Raw genomic sequence first — 19,692 nt, forward strand, 5'->3', positions numbered from 1 at the left:
AACCTATTTTTTGAGGCGATTGGCAGTAAGCCGATTTTGCTTGCGCACTCCTTTATCCAACAGGCGGGTCATGATCGCTCTGATACCACCCGTGGGGACTACTGACATTTTTCCTGTAGTTTTTACCGGCAACTTGCCGATCATCCTATTGAGCCCTCAATGGAGTTCAAAGTTATGAGTATTTCACCGATTCTAATGGCGATGGTAGACCCCACCGCCGCACAGGCCGAAACGTCTGTTGCGGGTGCGGGCTTTGCCACAGCTATCACATCGGTGCAGTCGAAGGCGCCGCCAGGCCCTGAGCCCCCACCGGGGATCAGCGCGAAGACGCTGCCGGGGGAAGTTGGAAAGACTGAGCCGATCGCTCCTTTCGAAGAACTGGACCTCCTGGCAACGATGAAGAACCTCACCGAAGGATTCTTCGACGGCGCACCGATCGATGCACCGATGCCAAGCATTAACCCCAAGGACGCCAACACGGCAACCTCGGCAGATGCCAACCCAAGCAACACTGACGTCAAGCTCTTCTTGAGCGCTGGTGCCATGGCGATGGCCATGTTCCCAACCACAACGATTCCAGACGAGAGTCTGAACATTGCGGTCGCGGAAGGGAACGGGCAATCCGTGGCGGCAATCATCGACACTGCCGAAAATGCGAACACGGCCGCTGGTTACACCTCCAAAGCGGAGATGATGTCGGCGACATCGAAGGCATACGCATCGACAGCCGACGCGAACACCGAGGCGTTGGGCGAAAAGTTTGTCGACCCAATTGAGCTGACTGACCTTGAGAAGAAGCTTTTGGAGCAGTCGAAGTCAACTCTCCCGCCCGATGCCAGTCTCAGCAAGGCTGAGTTCTATGCCGAGGGCAATCGGGTACGCAAAGGCGAACGCAAGCCCGCCGAGCCTGTGTCAGGGCCCATTCCCAAACCGGAGATCAATCCGAACAACAGAACGGATCTCAACTCGACTCAGCCGAAGGACAAAAGCAAAGTCGATTACGTTGAGCCGTTGCCAAAACCCGCTGAAGGTGTTCCAGGCAGCAGCAGAACGGATATCGGCGGTTCGCCAAAGGGCGTCAGCAAGAGCGACTACGTCGCACCCATGCCCAAGCCTTCCGAAGAGGTCAAGCCGCCCACCGGACCTGTTAGCAAGTCCGATTTCTACGGCGCTTCAAAAACCGACGAAACAGCAAAGAGCACCTTGCCCATTCAAGGCGCAATCGGTGTAGAGCAGGTCTCCAAGGTCGAGGCACAAGCCGCAGTTAGCAAACTGGACGCTTCGATGGATACCACCGCAACCTCCAAGGCAGAGGTTTACGGCAGTGCAAATGCGACGTCAAAGCACGACGCTGCCCAGGGTCAAAATGGTCAGGCCGGAGACAATCCCAACGCTTCGACCAAGCCAAATGATCCAAACGCAACGGTAAAGCCAGGTGACCCAAATTCAGAGTACAAGCGAGCTTCTGGAAACGCAAGCGAAGCTATCACGTCGAGTAAGGGAGTCTCACGAGCCGAGGCGTTTACGAAGATTGAGGATGTGCAGCCCGTCTCTAAGACGGACGCTTCCACAATCGCCGCGATGAACCCAACTTCGAGCGTTCAGCAAATTTCTAAGGCAGAAGCCGCAAAAGAAGTCAGAACGCTGGATCCGGTCACGACGAACCATGTCATCCGACAGGTAGCCGACCGTCTTGAGGCTCTTGCAGCAGCAAGGCCGAAAAACGGCGTGACGATCCATCTTGAGCCTTTCGATCTGGGCAAGATCACCATGACGATTAAGTCCAGCGGCCACGACGTGGATGCTCAAATCTCAGCAAGCAACGAAGCCGTTCGAGTTGCCCTTGAAAGCAACCGGCCGATGCTTCAGCAAGCTCTCGATCAGCGCGGGATTAACCTCGTCAATGTCGATGTCTCAGGACAGACACTGACTCAGGATATGCCCCAGCGACAACAGCACGGGCAAATGAATGCGCAATCGCAACCGGCGCCCACATGGGGAGCCCAGCAGTCAGGACTGAACACAACGACAATCACAGAAAATCGACACTACGTGGCCAAGGCCACCGGTGGCGTAAACCTGTGGATTTAGGAGAAAGCTATGGCAGACGGAATCAGTGCAACCGACATCAATCCGTACTACTACGTACCGAATAAAGCGAAGCCGAAATCGGAACTGGACATGGAGACCTTTCTGAGGCTCCTCACAGTCCAGCTTGCCAATCAGAACCCGCTTGAGCCTATGGGCGACCGCGACTTCTTTGCGCAGATGGCCCAGCTCGGTACGGTTCAGGGCATGGATAAATTGAACGATTCGATGGAAGTCGCACAAGCGAGCGGTATGATCGGCAAGGTCGTGACGGCGTTCCGCCCCATGACCGAAACCGGCGATGGATTCAACACGATTGTGGAAGGCCTTGTCAACAAGGTGTTCACTCGAAACGGAGACTATTACCTGCAGCTGATGCAAGCGAACGGTGGTCTCGTAGATGTTAGAGTCAATCAGGTGCAATCAGTCGCTAACTTTTAAAGGTTGAAAACACTTATGGATAACCGTATCCAAAACAATAAAATAGCGGACTTGCTGACAGGCCAGCAAGTCACCCGTGCTCCTCAGCCAACAGTCGAGCAAAGAGAAAAGCTTGGGGCAGATTTCCGAGCCGTCCTTCAAGATCGACTAAAGCTTAGTGGGCATGCAGAAACCCGACTTCAAAGCCGAAACATTCAGCTTGAAGGAGATCAATGGGAGCGTGTGATGCAAGGCGTCGAAAAGGCTGCTGTCAAGGGAGCTAAAGAGTCTCTCGTGATGGTAGATGACGTTGCCCTTGTCGTCAGCGTGAAGAATCGTACGGTTATTACTGCTGTCGATAAGCAGATGTTGAAGGACAATGTCTTCACAAATATCGATAGTGCAGTAATTGTATAAATCTCTATAAGGAACGGAAAAGAGTAAACCGATACATTATTGAGAGAGGATAACAGCAGCCACGAGCGCTCGAAACGCAAAAGGGCTGACAGGACAAATAGAGCGCGGGCAAGAAGAGCAGGACTGAAGAGAGATCTTCGGATGCACCGGGAAGACCAGAAGCGTTGACCCACCTGCCCGCAAACATCGGAGGAAACATAAACCATGTTGCAGGCTATGCTAGCTGGTGTTGCGAGTATCAAAGCTCAGCAAACCCGAATGAACGTCATCGGTAACAACCTGGCCAACGTCAATACGACGGCCTATAAGGGAAGCCGCGTCACTTTTAAAGACATGCTCGCGCAGACCATTCGAGGCTCTTCAGGCCCGACGGCAAGCGCAGGCGGTCTCAACCCCATCCAATACGGACTCGGTGTTTTGATCTCTGGTACAGATATCAGCAACGAGCAGGGATCGCTTAACGCCACGAACCGCCCGACAGACATGGCGATTCAGGGCAATGGATTCTTCCTGGTCGGCAACGGCGACGGAGTCTCCTACACTCGAGACGGGGCGTTCGACCTTGACGGTAACGGCGACCTTGTCCACCGTGCAACAGGCCAGAGGCTTTTGGGCTGGACTGCCGACTCCGCGACCGGCAATATCGACACCAACGCACCGATTGGCGCGAACTCGATTCTGAGAGTGCCGATTGGCGCACGAACGGCTGTCCAGGTCACAACGACCGCTCGATGGGCAGGAAATCTGGACGCTCAGGAAGTCGCGAGCCCCGGACCCCCAGCTTATCCCGATCCCGGCTACCGAGAGACTCTGATTCGTGTCTTCGACAGCTTGGGCACACAGCACGACATCACTCTGCGCCTGATCAAGACGGCCGCAAATACGTGGAACTATTCCATGGCCGGCAATAACGGCGAAACGATCACAGGCAGCGGCGATCTTGTTTTCAACCCGACGACTGGCGCTCTCGCGTCTGGTTCCCCAGCAGTCGTAACCATCACTCCGGCAGCAGGCGGTGCTCCCCCCTTCGATGTTTCGATGGACTTTGGTGGAGTTACTCAGCTGGCGTCGGAAACTCAGGTTCAGGCAGCTAGCCAGAACGGTTTCCCTCCCGGATCGCTGCAGTCGTTCTCGATCGGTCAGGACGGTGTCATTACCGGTCTGTACACGAACGGCCTTGCACGCCCCCTCGGGCAGCTCGGTATGGCGATCTTCCCGAACGCGAACGGTCTGGAGCGCATGGGCAACAACCTGTGGCGCAACAACGATAACTCGGGCGTTCCTGTCGTCGGCCCCCCGGTCAGCGGTGGCCGTGGCACAATCAGCTCGGGCTTCCTTGAGCAGTCGAACATCGACATTGGTAACGAGTTCACCGAACTCATCATCACTCAGCGCGGCTTCCAAGCCAACACTCGAGTTGTGACGACGGTCGATGAGATGTTGCAAGACTTAATCAATATGAAGCGGTAATGACCCTCCCCTAAAGGGGCGGAGATAATCCGCTAACCAAGAGTAATGCCCGGCGATCCCACCCCGCCGGGCTTCTCTGTGTCTGAATGTTGCTCCTGCCAATAGCGCATTTTGCCCAGCTGCACACCATGCCCAATGATAGAAGTAGAGTTACATTATAATTAATGAGTTATAATTCACCAAATCTAATCTTATTTCTATTAAGACATAGATTGATCATTAAACGATTTATTGGCAAATCGTTGGAAGGTGAACAATAATGCGAAATAAAACCTTGTTTCTATACAACGGCACTAAGGCAGATCAAAGCTGGAATATATATTCGGAAGGTGTCATTAATGAGACATGCACAGTGGGTCAAGTGCGAAAATCCTTTACAATCTCATTAAAGGGTGACGTCACCATACAGTTCGGCGTTGATGACGCCGTTTACCTCAAGGCAACCTATACCTACTCTACGGATAGCTGGACGAGCCACACCGACACACCGAACGAATTCTCGTTCATCGTCGCGCAGAGTTCTGTATCCGTGACCTGCAATTACCAGGCGTAATTTAGAGAGACTTTGATGCCTCAGGACGCGCGGGCTCGATCATTTTGCTGACCGAGGTACGCAGTCCTGAGGCTACATATGATGTGTTGAGCATCGTCTGGCGCCGTTGTACAATACTGGGAGTGTGAGTGTTGTCGGCTGTAGCCTCAGGACTGTGGATCGGGACAGGAGAGCGAATGAGGAGTGCGCACCCTGAGGCATCAAAATGCCTTAGCAATTGCTACTACATGTCCGGAGTGTTAAGGGAGGACTGCATACGTGAATGTAATGCCGCGACTTATACGGATGACGGCTGGGTGGAGGATACTGTTTGTAATTGTCGTCGCTATGGCTTGAATCAAAGAGCATAAATAATCATGAAGATCTACTTAGCTTCAATCACAATAGTTTCACTTGTCAGCGTGATGATAGCAATAGGATGCCGTTCTTCTGGTCAAGAGTACCGCTCCTTGTTCGCAGAGTACTCTGCACGATCTCGTAAGTTTTTCGAGCAAGCTGAGGATAGTCCGCCAGCTTCCGAGCTTGATGCATATCGGAAAAAGCTATCTGCAGAACCCGATCTTTCATTTTTGAACCAGCAACTAATTGATACAGGCGATGTGTTTGGTCAGTATGCTGCCCTATCGATATTAGCTCATTTAGAAGATAAGGATAGTTTAATCGAGAAATGCAAAGCGGTGTCACTGAAAAGTGACGTTACTTTTATTGAACTGTCTATAAGTATTCTTTGTCGGCCCAATAACGAACAAGACATAGAGTACGTGCTTTATATTATTGCATCAAATTCTCAGCCGAAGGCCATCATTGCAGGTATGAATGCAACTTCTTTGTACACAGATGATGGTTTAAGGAAACGAATCTCAGAGACATTAAATCAAAGGCTGAGTAGTCCTTCAGATAAATGGAGCGACGTAGAATTGGATTCGATCTTGAAACGAGCACGTTACTTGCGCTTGCGGGAGTAGGTAGTATATGACTCTAAGCGCTGAGAAATTAGATTAATATACGCCCTGTTTCATGATAGAGTAGGCAGTATCTCGCGTGTCGTTCCATCCGAACGTTTTTGATGCCTCAGTACGAGCCACCCCAATCGTAGTCCATCTCGACACGCAGTGCTGAGGCTTAGAATGATGTGTTGAGCATCGTCTGGAGCCGTTGTACAATACTGGGAGTGTGAGTCTGAGTGTTGTCGGCTGTAGCCTCAGGACTGTGGATCGGGACAGGAGAAGGATTGAGCTATGCGCATCCTGAGGCATCAAAAACTGTCAACATTCAGAATAACTGTCCAGTTGGCGAGTCGTCAGTTTCCGTAAGAAACAATGTTAGGCGTGTTTTCTCTTCTCATCTCCTTGGTTGCTCCCGGTCTCGTGACGGCTAACCAGGATGCGGAAAAGGACGGCTTCGCTGGCAGTTACTTCATTGATCGTGGGTACGCGACCGAGCACCTGAACATCGAAAGTGACGGGAGTTACAGATCATACGCTGTGAGCAGACATCCAGTACAAGGGCCTGTAGGGCAGTGGAAGTTCGAGAACGGATTTCTGCGGCTGCGCCCGAGCCAGTCTCAGGACCTAAAAGGGCTGCCTGACAGCCTCCTTGTCCCAATCGCCTGGGGTGAGCGCAGATATCTCGTCGATCGCAACCAGCTGGCGGCTTTTGCAGTTTGGGCTAAGACCGCAAACGATACCGCAGGAATCTACACCGGCAAGAGTCGCGAGGTGCGGCCTGATTTTGTGAAGCGCCTTCAAAACTACTACATCGGTGTACGGCAGGGCGATCCAGAACTCCCAAGCGCTTACATGGATTTCTACAAAAACGGTCCTGCCGTTGCGCGAGTAATACGACATCGAACCGACGACCGTTTTGAACTGGATAAGGGCTCTGAAGATCGTCTATTCGTGGGACTGGTCATGTTCGTAAAAGCCAGGGAAGCTAACCTTGAAATTGTTTCTGTAACAGAGCATGCTGCAGTTGCAGCCGTGAGATATTCCCGCAATCCACATCCGATACTGGTGGGCGACACCGCAACTTCAGGCGACGCAGCAAGCCGTCCATTTAGTACTGGAACACGGCAGTACGAATCGATCTACGATGTTCCCAAGCTATCTGCTGATTAGGTGCACCCACCATCTCAGTCACGTCCCATTGTGCCAAGGTAACATCCCCTTCATGCTCCGAGAGGTTCATTCCACCGACCGTGCGCCTGGTGCGATCGGTCCTTACAGTCAGGCCATCCGCGCTGAGGGCCGCTTTCTTTTCTGCAGCGGACAGATTCCGCTCACCCCATCGGGCGACCTTGTTGAAGGCAACGTCGAAGCGCAGACCGAGCAGGTGATGCAAAACATAAAAGGGATGCTGGAATCCGCTGGTCTCAGCTTCGCAAACATCGTCAAGACAACAATCTTCCTCAGCTCAATGGATCACTTTGCCGCTGTAAACAAGATTTACGGGGCGTATATGGGCGACATCCCGCCCGCCCGCTCAACCGTCGCCGTTGCCGGACTGCCGAAGAACGTGGACGTTGAGATTGAGGTGATTGCTGTTTACTGATCGTAGATTGTAGATTGTAGATTGGTGATTATAACAGGGTTAAAAGTGGATCAAGAGACCTTCAAGAACAGGACGAAAGCGCTTGGAGTGTCAGTGATTCGTCTAGTCCGCGAAGTGAAGCCATCCATTGAATCGTCGGTTATTTTGAGGCAGGTTATTCGCTCCTCGACTTCTGTCGGTGCAAACTATCGTGCGGCGTGCAGATCTCGCTCAGCCGCAGAAAAGATTGCGAAGCTCAGTATTGTGCTTGAAGAGGCAGATGAGACCATGTACTGGCTTGAGGTTGGAGCAGAAGTCGAGATATTCGAAACTATGGCTATAGATCACTTGTATCGCGAATGCAATGAAGTGGTCGCGATGACAGTTGCCAGTCTCAAGACGCTTAGGGCAAATCATCCCCAAAAGAATGTTGTACGAGAGGAGATTCGAGATTGGTCTGACGAGGACTAAGCTCTTGTAAGGACCGCAGGCCAATCTCCAATCTACAATCTACAATCATCAATCTCCAATCGTTATGAAACGCGTCGTTTCCATCAGCCTTGGTTCCTCCAAGGGCAATAAAGAGCACGAGGTCGAAATCCTCGGTGAGCAGTTTCGCATTGAGCGGATCGGCACCGATGGCGACATGGACAAGTTCTCCGCGATGTTCCGGGAGCTTGACGGCAAGGTGGATGCGATTGGCGTCGGCGGAGCCGATATCTACCTCGTCATCGGAGAGAAGCGCTATGCTTTTCGGCAGATTCAGAAGATCGCTCGGCAGTGCAAGCAAACCCCAGTTGTGGATGGAAGTGGACTCAAGCATACGCTGGAGCGCAAGACCATCTACGCGTTGAACGAAGAGGGAACTGTAAGGTTCAACGATGAGAAGGTGCTTCTCGTCTCAGCGGTGGACCGCTATGGAATGGCTCAGGCGCTTTCCGAACTGTGTCCGAACGTCGTCTACGGCGACCTTATGTTCGGAATCGGCCTCCCCTTGCGCGTGAGGCGCTACAGCACCGTCAAGCTCATAGGCGCTCTCTCGCTCCCCATCATCACGAAGCTCCCCTTCAAATGGTTCTATCCAACCGGCGAGAAGCAGGACAAGCGAACCCCAAAGTTCAAATGGGCGTTCGACGAAGCAACCGTCATCGCTGGAGATACCCACTTCGTCAAGCGCTATGCGCCCGACAAAATGTACGGAAAGACCATCATCACGCAAACGCTGCGCAAGCACACGATCGACTTTTTCCGTTCAGCGGGCGTCAGCCGGATTATCACAACCACTCCGGTCATGGGTGGCGAAACGTTTGCGACAAACGTCATGGAAGGTGTGGTGGTCGCGCTTCTTGGAAAACGTCCCGAACAATTGACCGAGAAGGACTATTTGGACACCCTAGCCAAATTGAATTGGCATCCCAACGTACTGAAGATACAGGAGACGGTGTAAGGTAGGATACGTCCTGCCTCGCTCGCAAAGGAAACGGCCTTGAATCGCTTTGCATTTATCATTCACCCCATGACCGCGAAGGACGCTGCGCGAAAGTATCCCATCGCGCGCATCGTGCCGGACTTCCTCGTCGAAAAATTTCTCAAGACCAAGAAGCCGATCATCATGAGCGAGATCAAGGGCATAACGTCGCTCACCGGTGAAAAAACCGAAGGCTGGTTCATCGCTTGTCCGCTCACCGCCAGACAGCTTAACGACAAGTCGCTGACCGACCTTGCCAATCAGAGGCTCTTAGAATGTGCCCAACTCGCTGCAGAGCTCGGTGCCCAGGTTGTGGGTCTGGGAGCTTTTACGGCTGTCGTTGGCGACGGCGGCATCACACTTTCAAAGCACTCGCCCATTCCCGTGACCACAGGCAACAGCTACACCGTCGCCACCGCGATTGAGGGCACGATGAAGGCAGCAGACCTGATCGGGATTATCCCATCCGAATCGACCCTTGCGGTAGTTGGAGCAACCGGTTCAATCGGGAAGACCGCAGCAATGCTCCTATCCCCACAGTTTGCCAGAACACTGCTCGTTGGGCGCGACCAGGGGCGAACCCAAGCCGTCGCAGACCAGATCCCCGGCTCAATCGCTACAACCGATCTCAACATGCTCCGAGAAGCCGATGTCGTGATAACCGTGACCTCGGCGGATGCAGAGATCATCGAGCCGAAGCATCTGAAAACGGGCTCGGTTGTGTGCGATGTCGCACGTCCGCGCGATGTTCAAGCCAAGGTTGTGAAAGAACGTCCCGACGTCTTGGTGATCGAGGGGGGAGTTGTGTCCGTGCCCGGTGATGTGGACTTTGGTATGGACTTCGGTTTTCCCGAGAAAACGGCCTATGCCTGTATGAGTGAGACGATGATGCTCGCGCTGGAAAATAGGATAGAGCACTACACCCTCGGCAAAGATGTAACGGTCAAGCAGGTCGAAGAGACCAGGGATTGGGCAGCAAAGCACGGCTTTGAGCTTGCAGGATTTCGGTCTTTTGAGCATGCGCTTGAGCAAACGGCGATAGATCGTGTACGCAAGGCGAGGCAGGATCAAAAGGAACGAAATCCAGCCGGTGGGACAACCGCAATACAAACTCCCTGAGAATGCGGCATTTACACCCCACTCGTCAGTCGTAGAGTGCGCATTGCCAGCCCCCCGATTCGGGAGTCCTGCTGAAGCTGGGCAAGAGCTTTCTGGCCAGACTCCGTCGATGACAGGGCTCGCAGAACCTGCATGATCTTGTAGCTCTCCTTCTTCGGGTCAATCTGGAGCGCCAGCTTTCGTAGAGCGGGCGTCAACGCCTCACGCCCATAAAGCAGATCGAGCGAGGGTACTGCCCCAAAACCAACCTTGTCGATTGCTGAGGAGAGCAAAGCATCTGCCTTCGGCCCAGAGAGCCGAGTCGCAAGGATCACGCGGTCCTGCGCTCGCAGCGTTGTCAGCTCAAGCGTCTTATCGCCGGATTCGGCAAGCGCGTTAATGATCCGGTCGCGCTCTGGCCCTTTGGCTTTAAGGAGTGCCTTGGCAAGCGGAGCAGTGGATTGAAGAGTGCCAATCTTTGCCAGCCCCCTTGCCGCCAGATAGCGCTCATCGTCGGTGAACTGAGAAAAGGTAAAGACACCTTCTAGGAAGGGTCGATTTTGCGGCACACCAATCCCAACAATGGCGGAAAGATACTGTATTCGCTCGGGAGGTTTAGAGACTTTGAAGGCGGCCTTAAGCGTGTCCAGACTTTCTGGTTTACGATACTCCCCCAGGAGCGAGGCAGATTCCAATCGAACGCTGGCTTCTTTTGACTTCACAAGCGGACGAACGTAGGGCTCGGCTTGTGCGCCAGCATCCAGCAGAAGGCGCTTTGCGCTGCCCTGCAACGCCTTGTCGGAAAGTGCCGCCGCCAACTCTGGCAAAATTGTTGGTGTTGCGTCCAAAAGGGCTTTGCGAATCGCAAACTTGGGTTGCGTCGCTCCGATATTGATAAGTGGGATCGCGTCCTTGGGGTTGGATTTGGCTTGCACCGTGAGCGTATGCGTCAGCTCTTTGTAAGCCGCGCTGTCATACGTGTCCAATAGCTTGCCGGTAAGAGCTATCGACTTTGCATCGGAGTATTTGGCAAGTCGCTTTGCCATCGCGACCTTTTCTTTGGTCGAGAGCCCCTTGTAAAAGAGTTCGACTCCGGGGCGGTCAGCCGACTCGACGAAGTATTTGCGCTGCGCCTCACTCGCCGGACCGGTGGCAAGTGCGATCTCCCGAGCTTCCCGGACGCGGTCGACGATAAGAAGCACTCCTGTTAGCGCCAATAGGGCTATCAAGGTTTTGACTGGGCCGGATATTTTTCGCTTTCTCTTCTTCGTCATCTCTTGCGAGCCTGACCCTCGGATTATTGCGGGTACATCAGGGTCATTCCACAGAATGCACTGCCGCCAAGGTGGGTGGGCAGATTTTGCGCATACATAGTATTTTTAGCGATGGTCACGCCTATCCATGACGGAATTCTCATGTTGAGTCTTCACGAATGGGGCGTCTACGATGATGACATTGTTAGGAGTGATCGGATATATGTGCTTTGCTTATGCCATCTACGTGTGGGCGGTCAAACTTGCGCCCAACGAACAGGAGATCGTCGGTGTGACCTCGCTTGAAAAAGAAAGAGCGCGAGAAGCCGAACTGATCGACCTCACGCGCTATATCGAATCACGATCTTCCGATGTCGAAGACGTCCGCCGAGCCGCTTAGAACGACACCTTCACGTTCTCACGCTCGACTGGGTTCTCAATCTCAAAGAGATCTTTCGGCTTGAATCCCATCATGCTTGCGAAGATGTTCGACGGGAATGCCTCAAGCTTCGTGTTGTAGGTCGTCACGATGTCGTTGTAGTACTGCCGTGCAAACGAAATCTTGTTCTCCGTACTCTTCAACTCCTCTTGAAGGGAAAGCATGTTCTGATTGGCCTTGAGATCAGGATAGGACTCAAACAGACCAAAAAGACCGGTCACGGCTTGGCTCACAGCCGTCTCAGCCCTTGCTTTCTCTTTCACACCCGTGGCCGATAAAGCTTGATTTCGAGCTTCGATGACCTTGGTCAGCGTCTCTTGCTCGTGCTTCATATAGCCCTTGACCGTCTCGACCAGATTCGGGATCAGGTCGTACCGGCGCTTTAGCTGGACATCAATCTGTCCCCAAGCATTCGACGTTTGTTGCCGGATCGAAACGAGGCCGTTGTAAGTCGCAATGATGAAAACCAACAGAACGACAAGTAAACCGATGAGTACCCAGATCAAATTCCTTTCTCCTTATTCATGCCTATCTTACGGGTACGTATGGATAGGGGTCAAGGTTTCGCGTCCCGTTTCAAGATCACGGGATCGGTTTCAAAACCGTTGGGGTCAATATACTTCACGGTCCCGTCAGGCTGGGGGATCAAAGCGATATCGATATATTTGTCTACCCCGCCCGGAAAGTATTCACGAAGCGTTTGGTTCATGATCCTCGTGACACGCAGGGTTGCCTGGTCGCTCCCAAAATAGACGGTTCCGCTCTTTTTCAAGCCTCCCTCAAACATATCGAACGTTCCGTCGGTGTTCACCTGGACCTTAATCATCGCGAGCGAGTTGATGATGAGTTGATCTTGCCCGGGCTTAGCCTCGATCTTTCGCATTCCTTCCCAAGTCCCAACATAGTCGAAGGTGACTCCACCGCCGCAACTTGCGAGGAGAATCGCGAGGAATCCGGCGACACAAACCATCGGAACAAGTACCCGGAGCCAAGTTCCCCGCAAGGATATAATCGAACCGATGCCTGCCATCTCCTCCGAAGTGTACTCCTCAATGGGTTTGAACGATTATGAGTACGGGCTGATCCTCGACCTTCTCAAGCGCGAGCCAAGCTACACCGAACTCGGAATGTTTGCCGTCATGTGGAGCGAACACTGTGGCTATAAGTACTCGCGCCCAGTGCTCGCCTACTTCAAGAAATACAAAGAGGCGATGGAAGGTTCCGGCCTGGAGAATGCCGGGGTCGTTGATATTGGAGACGGTCTTGGCATTACGATGAAGGTCGAATCCCACAACCACCCATCTGCGGTGGAGCCCTATCAAGGCGCGGCTACTGGAGTGGGCGGCATCATTCGAGACATTTTGACGATGGGCGCGCGTCCCATCGCCTCCCTGAACTCGCTAAGATTCGGCCCGATTCGAGATGGAGAAGGCGATCCAGAGGTGGTCAAACGCAACCGTTATCTTTTCGAGCACGTTGTCGCCGGAATCGCCGGTTATGGCAACTGCGTGGGCGTGCCAACGGTCGGCGGGGAAGTAGGATTCCACGCCCGCTACAACGGAAACCCACTCGTGAACGCGATGTGCGTAGGCCTGCTCGACCTCAGTAAAGTCACTACCGCCGCTGCATCGGGAGTCGGCAATCCCGTGATCTACCTAGGCTCGGCGACCGGCAAAGACGGCATCCACGGAGCCTCGTTTGCGAGTGAAGCTCTGGGTGAAGACAGCGACGCCAAGCGTCCAAACGTACAAATTGGAGACCCGTTCGCCGAAAAGCTCTTGATTGAGGCCACGCTTGAAGCCCTCGATACGGGCGCGGTCGTTGCAATTCAAGATATGGGCGCTGCGGGCCTCACATGCAGCACGGTAGAAATGTCGAGCCAAGGCAAAGTTGGGATGACCGTCGATCTCGACAAAGTCCCCATGCGTGAATCGGACATGAGCGGCTATGAACTGATGCTCAGCGAAAGTCAGGAGCGCATGCTATGTGTCGCTCAAAAGGGTCGCGAGCAGGAAGTCCTCGACGTTTTCCGCAAGTGGGGTGTGCATGCCGAGATCATTGGCGAGGTCACCAACGACGATCAAACGACGGTAACCCGACACAACGAAGTAGTCGCAAACCTTGATCCCACGCTCCTTACCGACCATTGCCCAACCTACAAGCCCGACGCCGAAGAGCCCGAATACTACGGCAAAGCCAAACAGTTCGATCCAGATTCGGTCAATCACCCAGAGCCGGTAACGGCGCTCAAAAAGCTTCTCGCAAGCCCAAATATCGCCAGCAAGGTTTGGGTGTATCGACAGTACGACCAACAGGTTCAAACTCAATCGGTGGTTCTTCCCGGAGCCGGTGATGCTGCCGTACTCGCGCCCAGAGGCACGAAGAAGGGAATCTCGGTGAAGCTCGACGGAAATGGTCGCTGGGTCTACTTCGATCCCTATGTAGGCGGCCAGCTTGCCGTCGCCGAAGCCGCCCGAAACGTGGCATGCACGGGAGCGATGCCAAAGGCCGTCACCGATGGTTTGAACTACGGCAATCCACAAAAACCCCATGTTTACTGGCAGTTCAGAGAATCGGTGCGGGGAATCGCCGATGCTGCCGAAGCGATGGACACGCCCGTCATCTCAGGCAACGTCAGCTTCTACAACGAAAGCGATCTTGGGGAAGTCCTGCCCACGCCTCTGATCGGAATGCTTGGCGTCATCGATGACGCAGAAAAGCGTGTCTCCATGGTTCCCAGCCGCACCGCCGGGGAAGTTGCCCTTATCTGGACGCGTCTAGATGAAGTTCGTCATGAAGGGCTCGGGGCTTCGGAGTATCTGGCAGAGTGCTGCGGTCTTGAAGACGGCTTGCCCGTGGCCCCAAACATGGCAGCGGAACGAAAACTGTGTGAATTCTTGGTAGATTCAGCGAACAAAGGCCTATTAGATTTCGCCCATGATTGCAGTGATGGCGGTTTTGGCGTGGCTCTTGCAGAGATAGCGATTGTAGGTAAGACCGGTGTATCGGTTGATGTCGCCAAGTCGTTTGCATTCGCTTATACTGGACGTATACAGAGCAAGCTGTTCGGAGAAGCTCCGGGCAGAGTTGTCGTCGGCGTTCAGGAGGCAAACCGACACGAGCTCGCCACTCTTGCTGAGGCTTACGGGCTTGGTTGCGATGTCATCGGAGCGTACGGCGCCGATCTAAAGCGCTATTCGATTCAAGATGGCGGTGACGCGGCTCTATCGTCGAACGTTGAAGAATTGGCAGAGATTTACTATGGCTCGATCGGTCGCGTAATGGCAGAAGCCTGATCGAGATTATTGTTGAAGGAAGCTTGCGATGAAACTGAGGAATGTTTGGATATTGTTGACCGTGGCGGCATCGTTCGCCATGGCGGCCTTGGGCACGGCTCAAGGAATGTCGGAGAAGGAGTTTCACGACTCAGTCGCGAAAGCGGTAGCCCTCTTTACAGAGAGTAACGACGTGCCCGGAGCCACGGCATCGTTCGAGGCGCTCTATAAGGAGAGACCGGAAGACGTTGACGTTCTGGCATGGCTCGGTTTTCTGTACGTGAAGGCTGAGAAGTACCAAGAGTCGGTGCCTCTGCTTGAAAAGGCAAACAGCAAGCGAGCGAACGATCCGGCAATTCTGAACAACCTCGGAAACGGTTACTTGGGCATCGGCAATCTGCAGAAGTCTTACGAGAGCTTCGCAAAGGTCGCAAGCCTGGACCCGAAAATGTTCGACGCTTGGTACAACCTTGCCGTCATCCACATGCGCCGAAAGGAGTATCCGAAGTCTATTGAAGCTGGCCTGAAGGCCGCCGATCTTCGACCGAGCGATCCGTTCACTCAAGTCAATCTTGGTGCCTGCTACGAAGCCCAAAAGCAATACGCCCAAGCTGCCAGTCGGTACGCACGAGCATCCGACCTTCGCCGCGAAAGCCGCCCCTTCGCCCGCAACGCAGGCTTTGCTTACGCCAACGCGGGAAGCACAAAGGAAGCGATTGTCTATTTGGAGCGGGCTTACGCGAGCGATTCGGATGACACCGAACTGATCGTGGCTCTGGGGAACGCCTATCTCAAAGCGGGCAGAAAGGCCGACGCAGGGCGACTCTATGAGCAGGCTGTCAAGCGCATGCCCGACAACAGCCGGCTTTGGTACAACGTTGCTTGTGTCCGTCGAGATTCTGGCGACACCGCAGGCGCTGTAGAAGCCTTCAAGAGATCGCTCGACATCGATCCGATGGACCTTCAAGCAATGCACAGCATCGGCTTGTTGCAGTACGAAATGGGCGATTATGAGGCCGCCAAGACATCCTTCTCGAAACTCAACGGTCTCAAACCCGGGAACCGAGAAGCAAAGCTAAACCTTGCTGCCGCCTGTGCCAAGACCAAGGATTACGAAACCGCCATCGAGATTTGGAAAGAGGTGGTTCGCGCGGAGCCAAACAACGTTCCTGTGCGCACTTGGCTTGCTCAATCACTGTGGGTGACCGGTGAAGAAGACAACGCTCTGTATCACTACCGCGAAGTCTTAAAGCAGGACCCCAAGAACAGCGCGGCCCACATGGGTATCGGAGTCGACCTGCTGCAGAGAGACAAGCTTGCAGAAGCTGAGAAGGAGCTACGACTGGCGGTACAGCTCGACCGCAGCAGCGCAGTAGCTTGGAATAACTTAAGCAGTGTCCTCGCCAGGCTCAACCGCGTACCCGAAGCGATCAAGGCGGCGGAGCAGGCCGTCAAGCTTGATCCGAATTTCAAGGAAGCACAAGAGCAATTACAGCGGCTCAGAGGCCTATAATCGCCGCAGTGCATATCAATTTCGTCGTCAACACACATCGGCCCGATGCGATTGAGGCTGCCCAAAAGGCGAAGACTTATTGTTTGTCTCATGGCATTAGCGTCGGCGCAGAACCCGACGTCGCCGACCTGATCGAAGTCCCTGAATATAAAGGGGCGGAGATTTCTCACGCCAGCTTTGTGGTTTGCTTCGGTGGGGATGGCACATTGATGCGCGCCGCACATTTGTGTTCAGAGCGCGGCACTCCGATCCTCGGCGTGTATTTCGGACGTTTTGGGTTCGTCACCCAGTGCAAGGGTGACGAGGTTGGAGCCGCCATTAGCGCAATGGCAGATGGCTCGCTGTCATGTGAAGAGCGGTTGATGCTCAAGGCCGACCTGCTCAGAAATGGCGATGTCGTGACGACCATTCATGCACTGAACGAAGTCGTGCTCCAACGGTCGGTAACGGCTCGAATGATGATCTTCGGCGTCATGATCGACGGCATTGATGTCACCAGCTATCCAGCCGACGGCGTCATCGTCTGCACGCCAACCGGTTCGACGGGCTATAACCTCTCCGCTGGTGGCCCGATCATGGACCCCAATCTCCAAGCCATCGCCCTCACTGCGCTCTCGCCCCACACGTTAAGCGCACGCCCACTTTTGCTCAGAGCAGACTCCGTCGTCATGCTCATGCTGCATGCCGAAGGGGACGCCGTACTGTCTGCCGATGGCCAGAGCCGTTTACATTTGCTCAGCGGCGACGAGGTGCGCATCACGCGCTCTGAGCGCGTGACGAGACTTGTCACGGTCGAAGCTCAAGACTTTTTGGTAAAACTCAGCGAGCGATTGTTCTGGGGACACAGCATCGCTAAAGAGAAGCAGCGATGAACGAAGACGCAGCCGAGATGTTTGAAGGTCCTGTCGTAGAGATTAAGGGCGTGACCGTTGAGTTTGATTCACCGGGGGGGATCATCCGGGCGATGGATGATGTGAGCTTGACGGTCGAGCAGGGCGAAACAGTTGCCGTCGTTGGCGAGTCGGGCTGCGGAAAGACAACGCTTGCCCGCGCCGTTCTTGGGTTGCAAAAAACAGTCGGCGGCGAGATCGTCGTCAAAGGGGAAGCCGTCACCGGAGTTACCAAAGGGATTGCCGAGCGAATAGGGATGGTCTGGCAAGACCCTTATGCCAGCCTTGATCCTCGATGGGAAGTTGGCAAGAGCGCAAACGAACCCGCCGCATTGACCAAGCGGAAAATCGACCTTGACCCCCTTTTCCGAGAGGTTGGACTCGATCCGTCAATGCGGTCGCGCTATCCGCATCAGCTTAGTGGAGGCCAGCGCCAGCGCGTTGCCATCGCTCGTGCAATCGCATTGCGCCCACCGCTGCTTATCTGCGATGAGCCTACGGCCGCGCTTGATCTCAGCATCCGTGCCCAAATCCTGAACTTGCTCAGGCAGATTCAAGGTCAGGTGAGGTGCTCGATTCTGTACATCTCGCACGACCTGATGACCGTTCGCTTCTTGGCAGATCGAATCGCGGTCATGTATCTCGGTCGCATCGTCGAAGAGGGGCCCACTGAAGAGGTGTTCACAAATCCAAGACATCCCTACACTAAGGCTTTGCTCGATTCTGCTCCAACGCTTGAGAAACTGCGGCAGCTCCCCGAAGCTTTGCCGGGCGAACTTCCCGACCCTCGGGAGAGGTTTGCGGGTTGTCGGTTCGCAGCCCGCTGCGTTCACGCTCAGGAGTCGTGCCTGGTCGATGATCCTGGGGTAACTGAGGAAGGCCAGCGCAAGTTTCGATGCCACTTTCCCATCGCGAACTAACGCTTAGCCAATTTTGAGTTAAAACTTCTTCGCGGCGAATGTGCCTTAATAGGAGTCTTAACAATCACAGTCCTTAATGAGTGCGACAGGAGGTCGCTATGTTAGGGTTCGTGAGTGCGGAAATGGATATTCCACATCACTTGCGGCAGGCGTTCGACGACTCTCTACGAGAGCTTGAACATGACCTGCTAGAGATGGGCAGCTTCGCAGAAGCAATGGTAGCCCAGGCCGTCGAATCTCTCGTTCGACTCGATCATGAACTCGCCATCGAGGTCATCGAGCGTGACGATGCGATCGACGAAAAAGATGTCGACATCGAGAGTCGATGTCTGCGTCTGCTTGCCCTCCAACAACCGATGGGGACCGATCTGCGCGTTATCGGCACGGCGATGAAGGTGATCGCGGATATCGAGCGCATCGGTGATCTTGCCGTCGATATTGCCAAATGTGGGCTCAAGATCGAAAAGGAACTCGGTTCGACGGAGTTCATCGACATTCGAAAGATGTCGAACGTGGCACGCTTAATGCTCGTCGATTCGCTACAGGCTTTTGTAAAGCATGACCTCGAACTTGTGCAGGAGATTTGCTCCCGAGACGATGAGGTGGACGAACTCTACCGCCAACTTCGTGAGCAGATTCACAACCACATGCGCACCCATCCCGACGAGGTGGTCAGCGCCAGCTGGATGCTTCTCGCCATCCATCATGTGGAAAGAATTGCCGACCACGCAACGAACATCGCCGAGCGTGTTCACTTCATGGTTACGGGTAAGCTAGAGCAGATCGCGAAATCCCACCAAACCGACCAGGCACAATAAGAAAGGGTCCCGGTCGCGGCGCATTTTGGGGAGGGCAATCGTCCGTTCTGATATGCAAGGCGATATTGTGGGTGCGCTGGGAGTCGGTTTGAGCCTGTTGGGGTCTCCTCAAGCAGCGCCCATTGCGTTGCCTTCCGCCGATCTCCTCAATCCAAAGGTGACGATAACCGAAGTACGTCCCGGTTCTGGGCGTTCCATTCAGCCTGGCGATCTCGTCACGATCCATTTTCAAGTGGAAACCGCCGAGGGTCGCGAACTAGCAAATACCCACAAACGCGGGCTCCCATATTCGATTGAGTTTCGCGTTGGCGACTCCTTCTGGGCCACGATGCTATCGGGAATGCGCGCAGGCGGAGAGCGAAGGCTCATGCTCCCTTCCGACGTTTACTTTGGTGAGAATGGCGTGCCCGGAGTAGTTCCTTCAGGCACAACTCTGATGGCCAAGATTCAGGTGATCTCGGCGGCTCCAGCGACCCGGCCTGAATCCCAGACCGTCGTCATCAAGAAGGGATGAAGGGGAACGCATCTTCGGTGCGGTGTG

Annotated in this window: 21 protein-coding genes; 18 read left to right on the forward strand and 3 right to left on the reverse strand. The window is 54.1% G+C overall.

Annotation, left to right across the window (positions count from 1 at the left end):
• Window positions 1-174: 174 nt before the first annotated feature.
• The 11 genes from KF784_06990 to KF784_07040 all read left to right on the forward strand — a co-directional run bounded on the left by KF784_06990 (window position 175) and on the right by KF784_07040 (window position 10,064).
• Window positions 175-2,091, forward strand: coding sequence for a flagellar hook-length control protein FliK (locus tag KF784_06990; protein MBX3118795.1), 1,917 nt, complete (start codon window positions 175-177; stop codon window positions 2,089-2,091).
• A 9-nt stretch (window positions 2,092-2,100) separates the two neighbouring features.
• The gene (locus KF784_06995) at window positions 2,101-2,529 is read left to right on the forward strand and encodes a hypothetical protein (GenBank protein MBX3118796.1); all 429 of its coding nucleotides are present in this window, start codon (window positions 2,101-2,103) and stop codon (window positions 2,527-2,529) included.
• A 51-nt stretch (window positions 2,530-2,580) separates the two neighbouring features.
• Complete coding sequence (locus tag KF784_07000; GenBank protein MBX3118797.1) at window positions 2,581-2,925, forward strand: hypothetical protein; 345 nt, start codon at window positions 2,581-2,583, stop codon at window positions 2,923-2,925.
• A gap of 204 nt (window positions 2,926-3,129) precedes the next feature.
• On the forward strand, window positions 3,130-4,395 hold the full coding sequence (locus KF784_07005) for a flagellar hook protein FlgE (protein ID MBX3118798.1): 1,266 nt from the start codon (window positions 3,130-3,132) through the stop codon (window positions 4,393-4,395).
• A 361-nt stretch (window positions 4,396-4,756) separates the two neighbouring features.
• The gene (locus tag KF784_07010) at window positions 4,757-4,948 is read left to right on the forward strand and encodes a hypothetical protein (protein MBX3118799.1); all 192 of its coding nucleotides are present in this window, start codon (window positions 4,757-4,759) and stop codon (window positions 4,946-4,948) included.
• 356 nt (window positions 4,949-5,304) lie between these two features.
• Window positions 5,305-5,913 carry a hypothetical protein gene (locus tag KF784_07015; GenBank protein MBX3118800.1) on the forward strand — a complete coding sequence of 203 codons (609 nt, stop codon included), beginning with the start codon at window positions 5,305-5,307 and terminating at the stop codon, window positions 5,911-5,913.
• A gap of 363 nt (window positions 5,914-6,276) precedes the next feature.
• Entirely contained in the window at window positions 6,277-7,065 is a 789-nt protein-coding gene (locus KF784_07020) for a hypothetical protein (protein MBX3118801.1), read from the forward strand.
• A 52-nt stretch (window positions 7,066-7,117) separates the two neighbouring features.
• Window positions 7,118-7,498 (forward strand): RidA family protein, encoded by a 381-nt coding sequence (locus KF784_07025; protein ID MBX3118802.1) that lies wholly within the window; start codon window positions 7,118-7,120, stop codon window positions 7,496-7,498.
• 93 nt (window positions 7,499-7,591) lie between these two features.
• Window positions 7,592-7,948 (forward strand): four helix bundle protein, encoded by a 357-nt coding sequence (locus tag KF784_07030; GenBank protein ID MBX3118803.1) that lies wholly within the window; start codon window positions 7,592-7,594, stop codon window positions 7,946-7,948.
• Window positions 7,949-8,012: 64 nt separating this feature from the next.
• Window positions 8,013-8,924 carry a hypothetical protein gene (locus KF784_07035; protein MBX3118804.1) on the forward strand — a complete coding sequence of 304 codons (912 nt, stop codon included), beginning with the start codon at window positions 8,013-8,015 and terminating at the stop codon, window positions 8,922-8,924.
• Window positions 8,925-8,993: 69 nt separating this feature from the next.
• A complete protein-coding gene (locus tag KF784_07040) occupies window positions 8,994-10,064 on the forward strand; it encodes a hypothetical protein (GenBank protein MBX3118805.1) in 1,071 nt (356 codons plus the stop codon).
• An 11-nt stretch (window positions 10,065-10,075) separates the two neighbouring features.
• Here the strand turns inward: KF784_07040 and KF784_07045 are convergent, their stop codons facing one another.
• Window positions 10,076-11,317, reverse strand: a complete 1,242-nt coding sequence (locus KF784_07045) for a hypothetical protein (protein MBX3118806.1) — start codon at window positions 11,315-11,317, stop codon at window positions 10,076-10,078.
• Between the two features lie 172 nt (window positions 11,318-11,489).
• On the opposite strand from KF784_07045, the gene KF784_07050 reads away from it, so the two are divergent.
• A complete protein-coding gene (locus KF784_07050; protein ID MBX3118807.1) occupies window positions 11,490-11,696 on the forward strand; it encodes a hypothetical protein in 207 nt (68 codons plus the stop codon).
• Here the strand turns inward: KF784_07050 and KF784_07055 are convergent.
• Both KF784_07055 and KF784_07060 read right to left on the reverse strand, forming a co-directional pair.
• A complete protein-coding gene (locus KF784_07055; protein MBX3118808.1) occupies window positions 11,693-12,241 on the reverse strand; it encodes a LemA family protein in 549 nt (182 codons plus the stop codon). The two genes, KF784_07050 and KF784_07055, sit on opposite strands and share 4 nt — an antisense overlap.
• A gap of 50 nt (window positions 12,242-12,291) precedes the next feature.
• Window positions 12,292-12,765: a hypothetical protein gene (locus tag KF784_07060; GenBank protein MBX3118809.1), complete on the reverse strand. Its 474-nt coding sequence runs from the start codon at window positions 12,763-12,765 to the stop codon at window positions 12,292-12,294.
• On the opposite strand from KF784_07060, the gene purL reads away from it, so the two are divergent.
• The 6 genes from purL to KF784_07090 all read left to right on the forward strand — a co-directional run bounded on the left by purL (window position 12,755) and on the right by KF784_07090 (window position 19,665).
• Entirely contained in the window at window positions 12,755-15,031 is a 2,277-nt protein-coding gene (gene purL / locus KF784_07065; GenBank protein MBX3118810.1) for a phosphoribosylformylglycinamidine synthase subunit PurL, read from the forward strand. The two genes, KF784_07060 and purL, sit on opposite strands and share 11 nt — an antisense overlap.
• A gap of 28 nt (window positions 15,032-15,059) precedes the next feature.
• On the forward strand, window positions 15,060-16,523 hold the full coding sequence (locus KF784_07070; GenBank protein MBX3118811.1) for a tetratricopeptide repeat protein: 1,464 nt from the start codon (window positions 15,060-15,062) through the stop codon (window positions 16,521-16,523).
• 8 nt (window positions 16,524-16,531) lie between these two features.
• Window positions 16,532-17,395: an NAD(+)/NADH kinase gene (locus KF784_07075; GenBank protein MBX3118812.1), complete on the forward strand. Its 864-nt coding sequence runs from the start codon at window positions 16,532-16,534 to the stop codon at window positions 17,393-17,395.
• On the forward strand, window positions 17,392-18,333 hold the full coding sequence (locus tag KF784_07080; GenBank protein ID MBX3118813.1) for an ABC transporter ATP-binding protein: 942 nt from the start codon (window positions 17,392-17,394) through the stop codon (window positions 18,331-18,333). The genes KF784_07075 and KF784_07080 overlap by 4 nt, the downstream gene beginning before the upstream one ends.
• Window positions 18,334-18,431: 98 nt before the next feature.
• Entirely contained in the window at window positions 18,432-19,151 is a 720-nt protein-coding gene (phoU, locus tag KF784_07085) for a phosphate signaling complex protein PhoU (GenBank protein MBX3118814.1), read from the forward strand.
• Window positions 19,152-19,203: 52 nt separating this feature from the next.
• Complete coding sequence (locus KF784_07090) at window positions 19,204-19,665, forward strand: FKBP-type peptidyl-prolyl cis-trans isomerase (protein MBX3118815.1); 462 nt, start codon at window positions 19,204-19,206, stop codon at window positions 19,663-19,665.
• Window positions 19,666-19,692: the final 27 nt, after the last annotated feature.

Source organism: Fimbriimonadaceae bacterium (genome assembly GCA_019638775.1).
Classification (GTDB): domain Bacteria; phylum Armatimonadota; class Fimbriimonadia; order Fimbriimonadales; family Fimbriimonadaceae; genus JAHBTD01.

Coding starts and splice junctions, on each gene's coding strand:
- KF784_06990 (MBX3118795.1), top strand. CDS start 175: ATGAGTATTTCACCGATTCTAATGGCGATGGTAGACCCCACCGCCGCA.
- KF784_06995 (MBX3118796.1), top strand. CDS start 2,101: ATGGCAGACGGAATCAGTGCAACCGACATCAATCCGTACTACTACGTA.
- KF784_07005 (MBX3118798.1), top strand. CDS start 3,130: ATGTTGCAGGCTATGCTAGCTGGTGTTGCGAGTATCAAAGCTCAGCAA.
- KF784_07015 (MBX3118800.1), top strand. CDS start 5,305: ATGAAGATCTACTTAGCTTCAATCACAATAGTTTCACTTGTCAGCGTG.
- KF784_07025 (MBX3118802.1), top strand. CDS start 7,118: ATGCTCCGAGAGGTTCATTCCACCGACCGTGCGCCTGGTGCGATCGGT.
- KF784_07035 (MBX3118804.1), top strand. CDS start 8,013: ATGAAACGCGTCGTTTCCATCAGCCTTGGTTCCTCCAAGGGCAATAAA.
- KF784_07040 (MBX3118805.1), top strand. CDS start 8,994: ATGACCGCGAAGGACGCTGCGCGAAAGTATCCCATCGCGCGCATCGTG.
- KF784_07045 (MBX3118806.1), bottom strand. CDS start 11,317: ATGACGAAGAAGAGAAAGCGAAAAATATCCGGCCCAGTCAAAACCTTG.
- KF784_07050 (MBX3118807.1), top strand. CDS start 11,490: ATGATGACATTGTTAGGAGTGATCGGATATATGTGCTTTGCTTATGCC.
- purL (MBX3118810.1), top strand. CDS start 12,755: ATGCCTGCCATCTCCTCCGAAGTGTACTCCTCAATGGGTTTGAACGAT.
- KF784_07060 (MBX3118809.1), bottom strand. CDS start 12,765: ATGGCAGGCATCGGTTCGATTATATCCTTGCGGGGAACTTGGCTCCGG.
- KF784_07070 (MBX3118811.1), top strand. CDS start 15,060: ATGAAACTGAGGAATGTTTGGATATTGTTGACCGTGGCGGCATCGTTC.
- KF784_07080 (MBX3118813.1), top strand. CDS start 17,392: ATGAACGAAGACGCAGCCGAGATGTTTGAAGGTCCTGTCGTAGAGATT.
- phoU (MBX3118814.1), top strand. CDS start 18,432: ATGTTAGGGTTCGTGAGTGCGGAAATGGATATTCCACATCACTTGCGG.
- KF784_07090 (MBX3118815.1), top strand. CDS start 19,204: ATGCAAGGCGATATTGTGGGTGCGCTGGGAGTCGGTTTGAGCCTGTTG.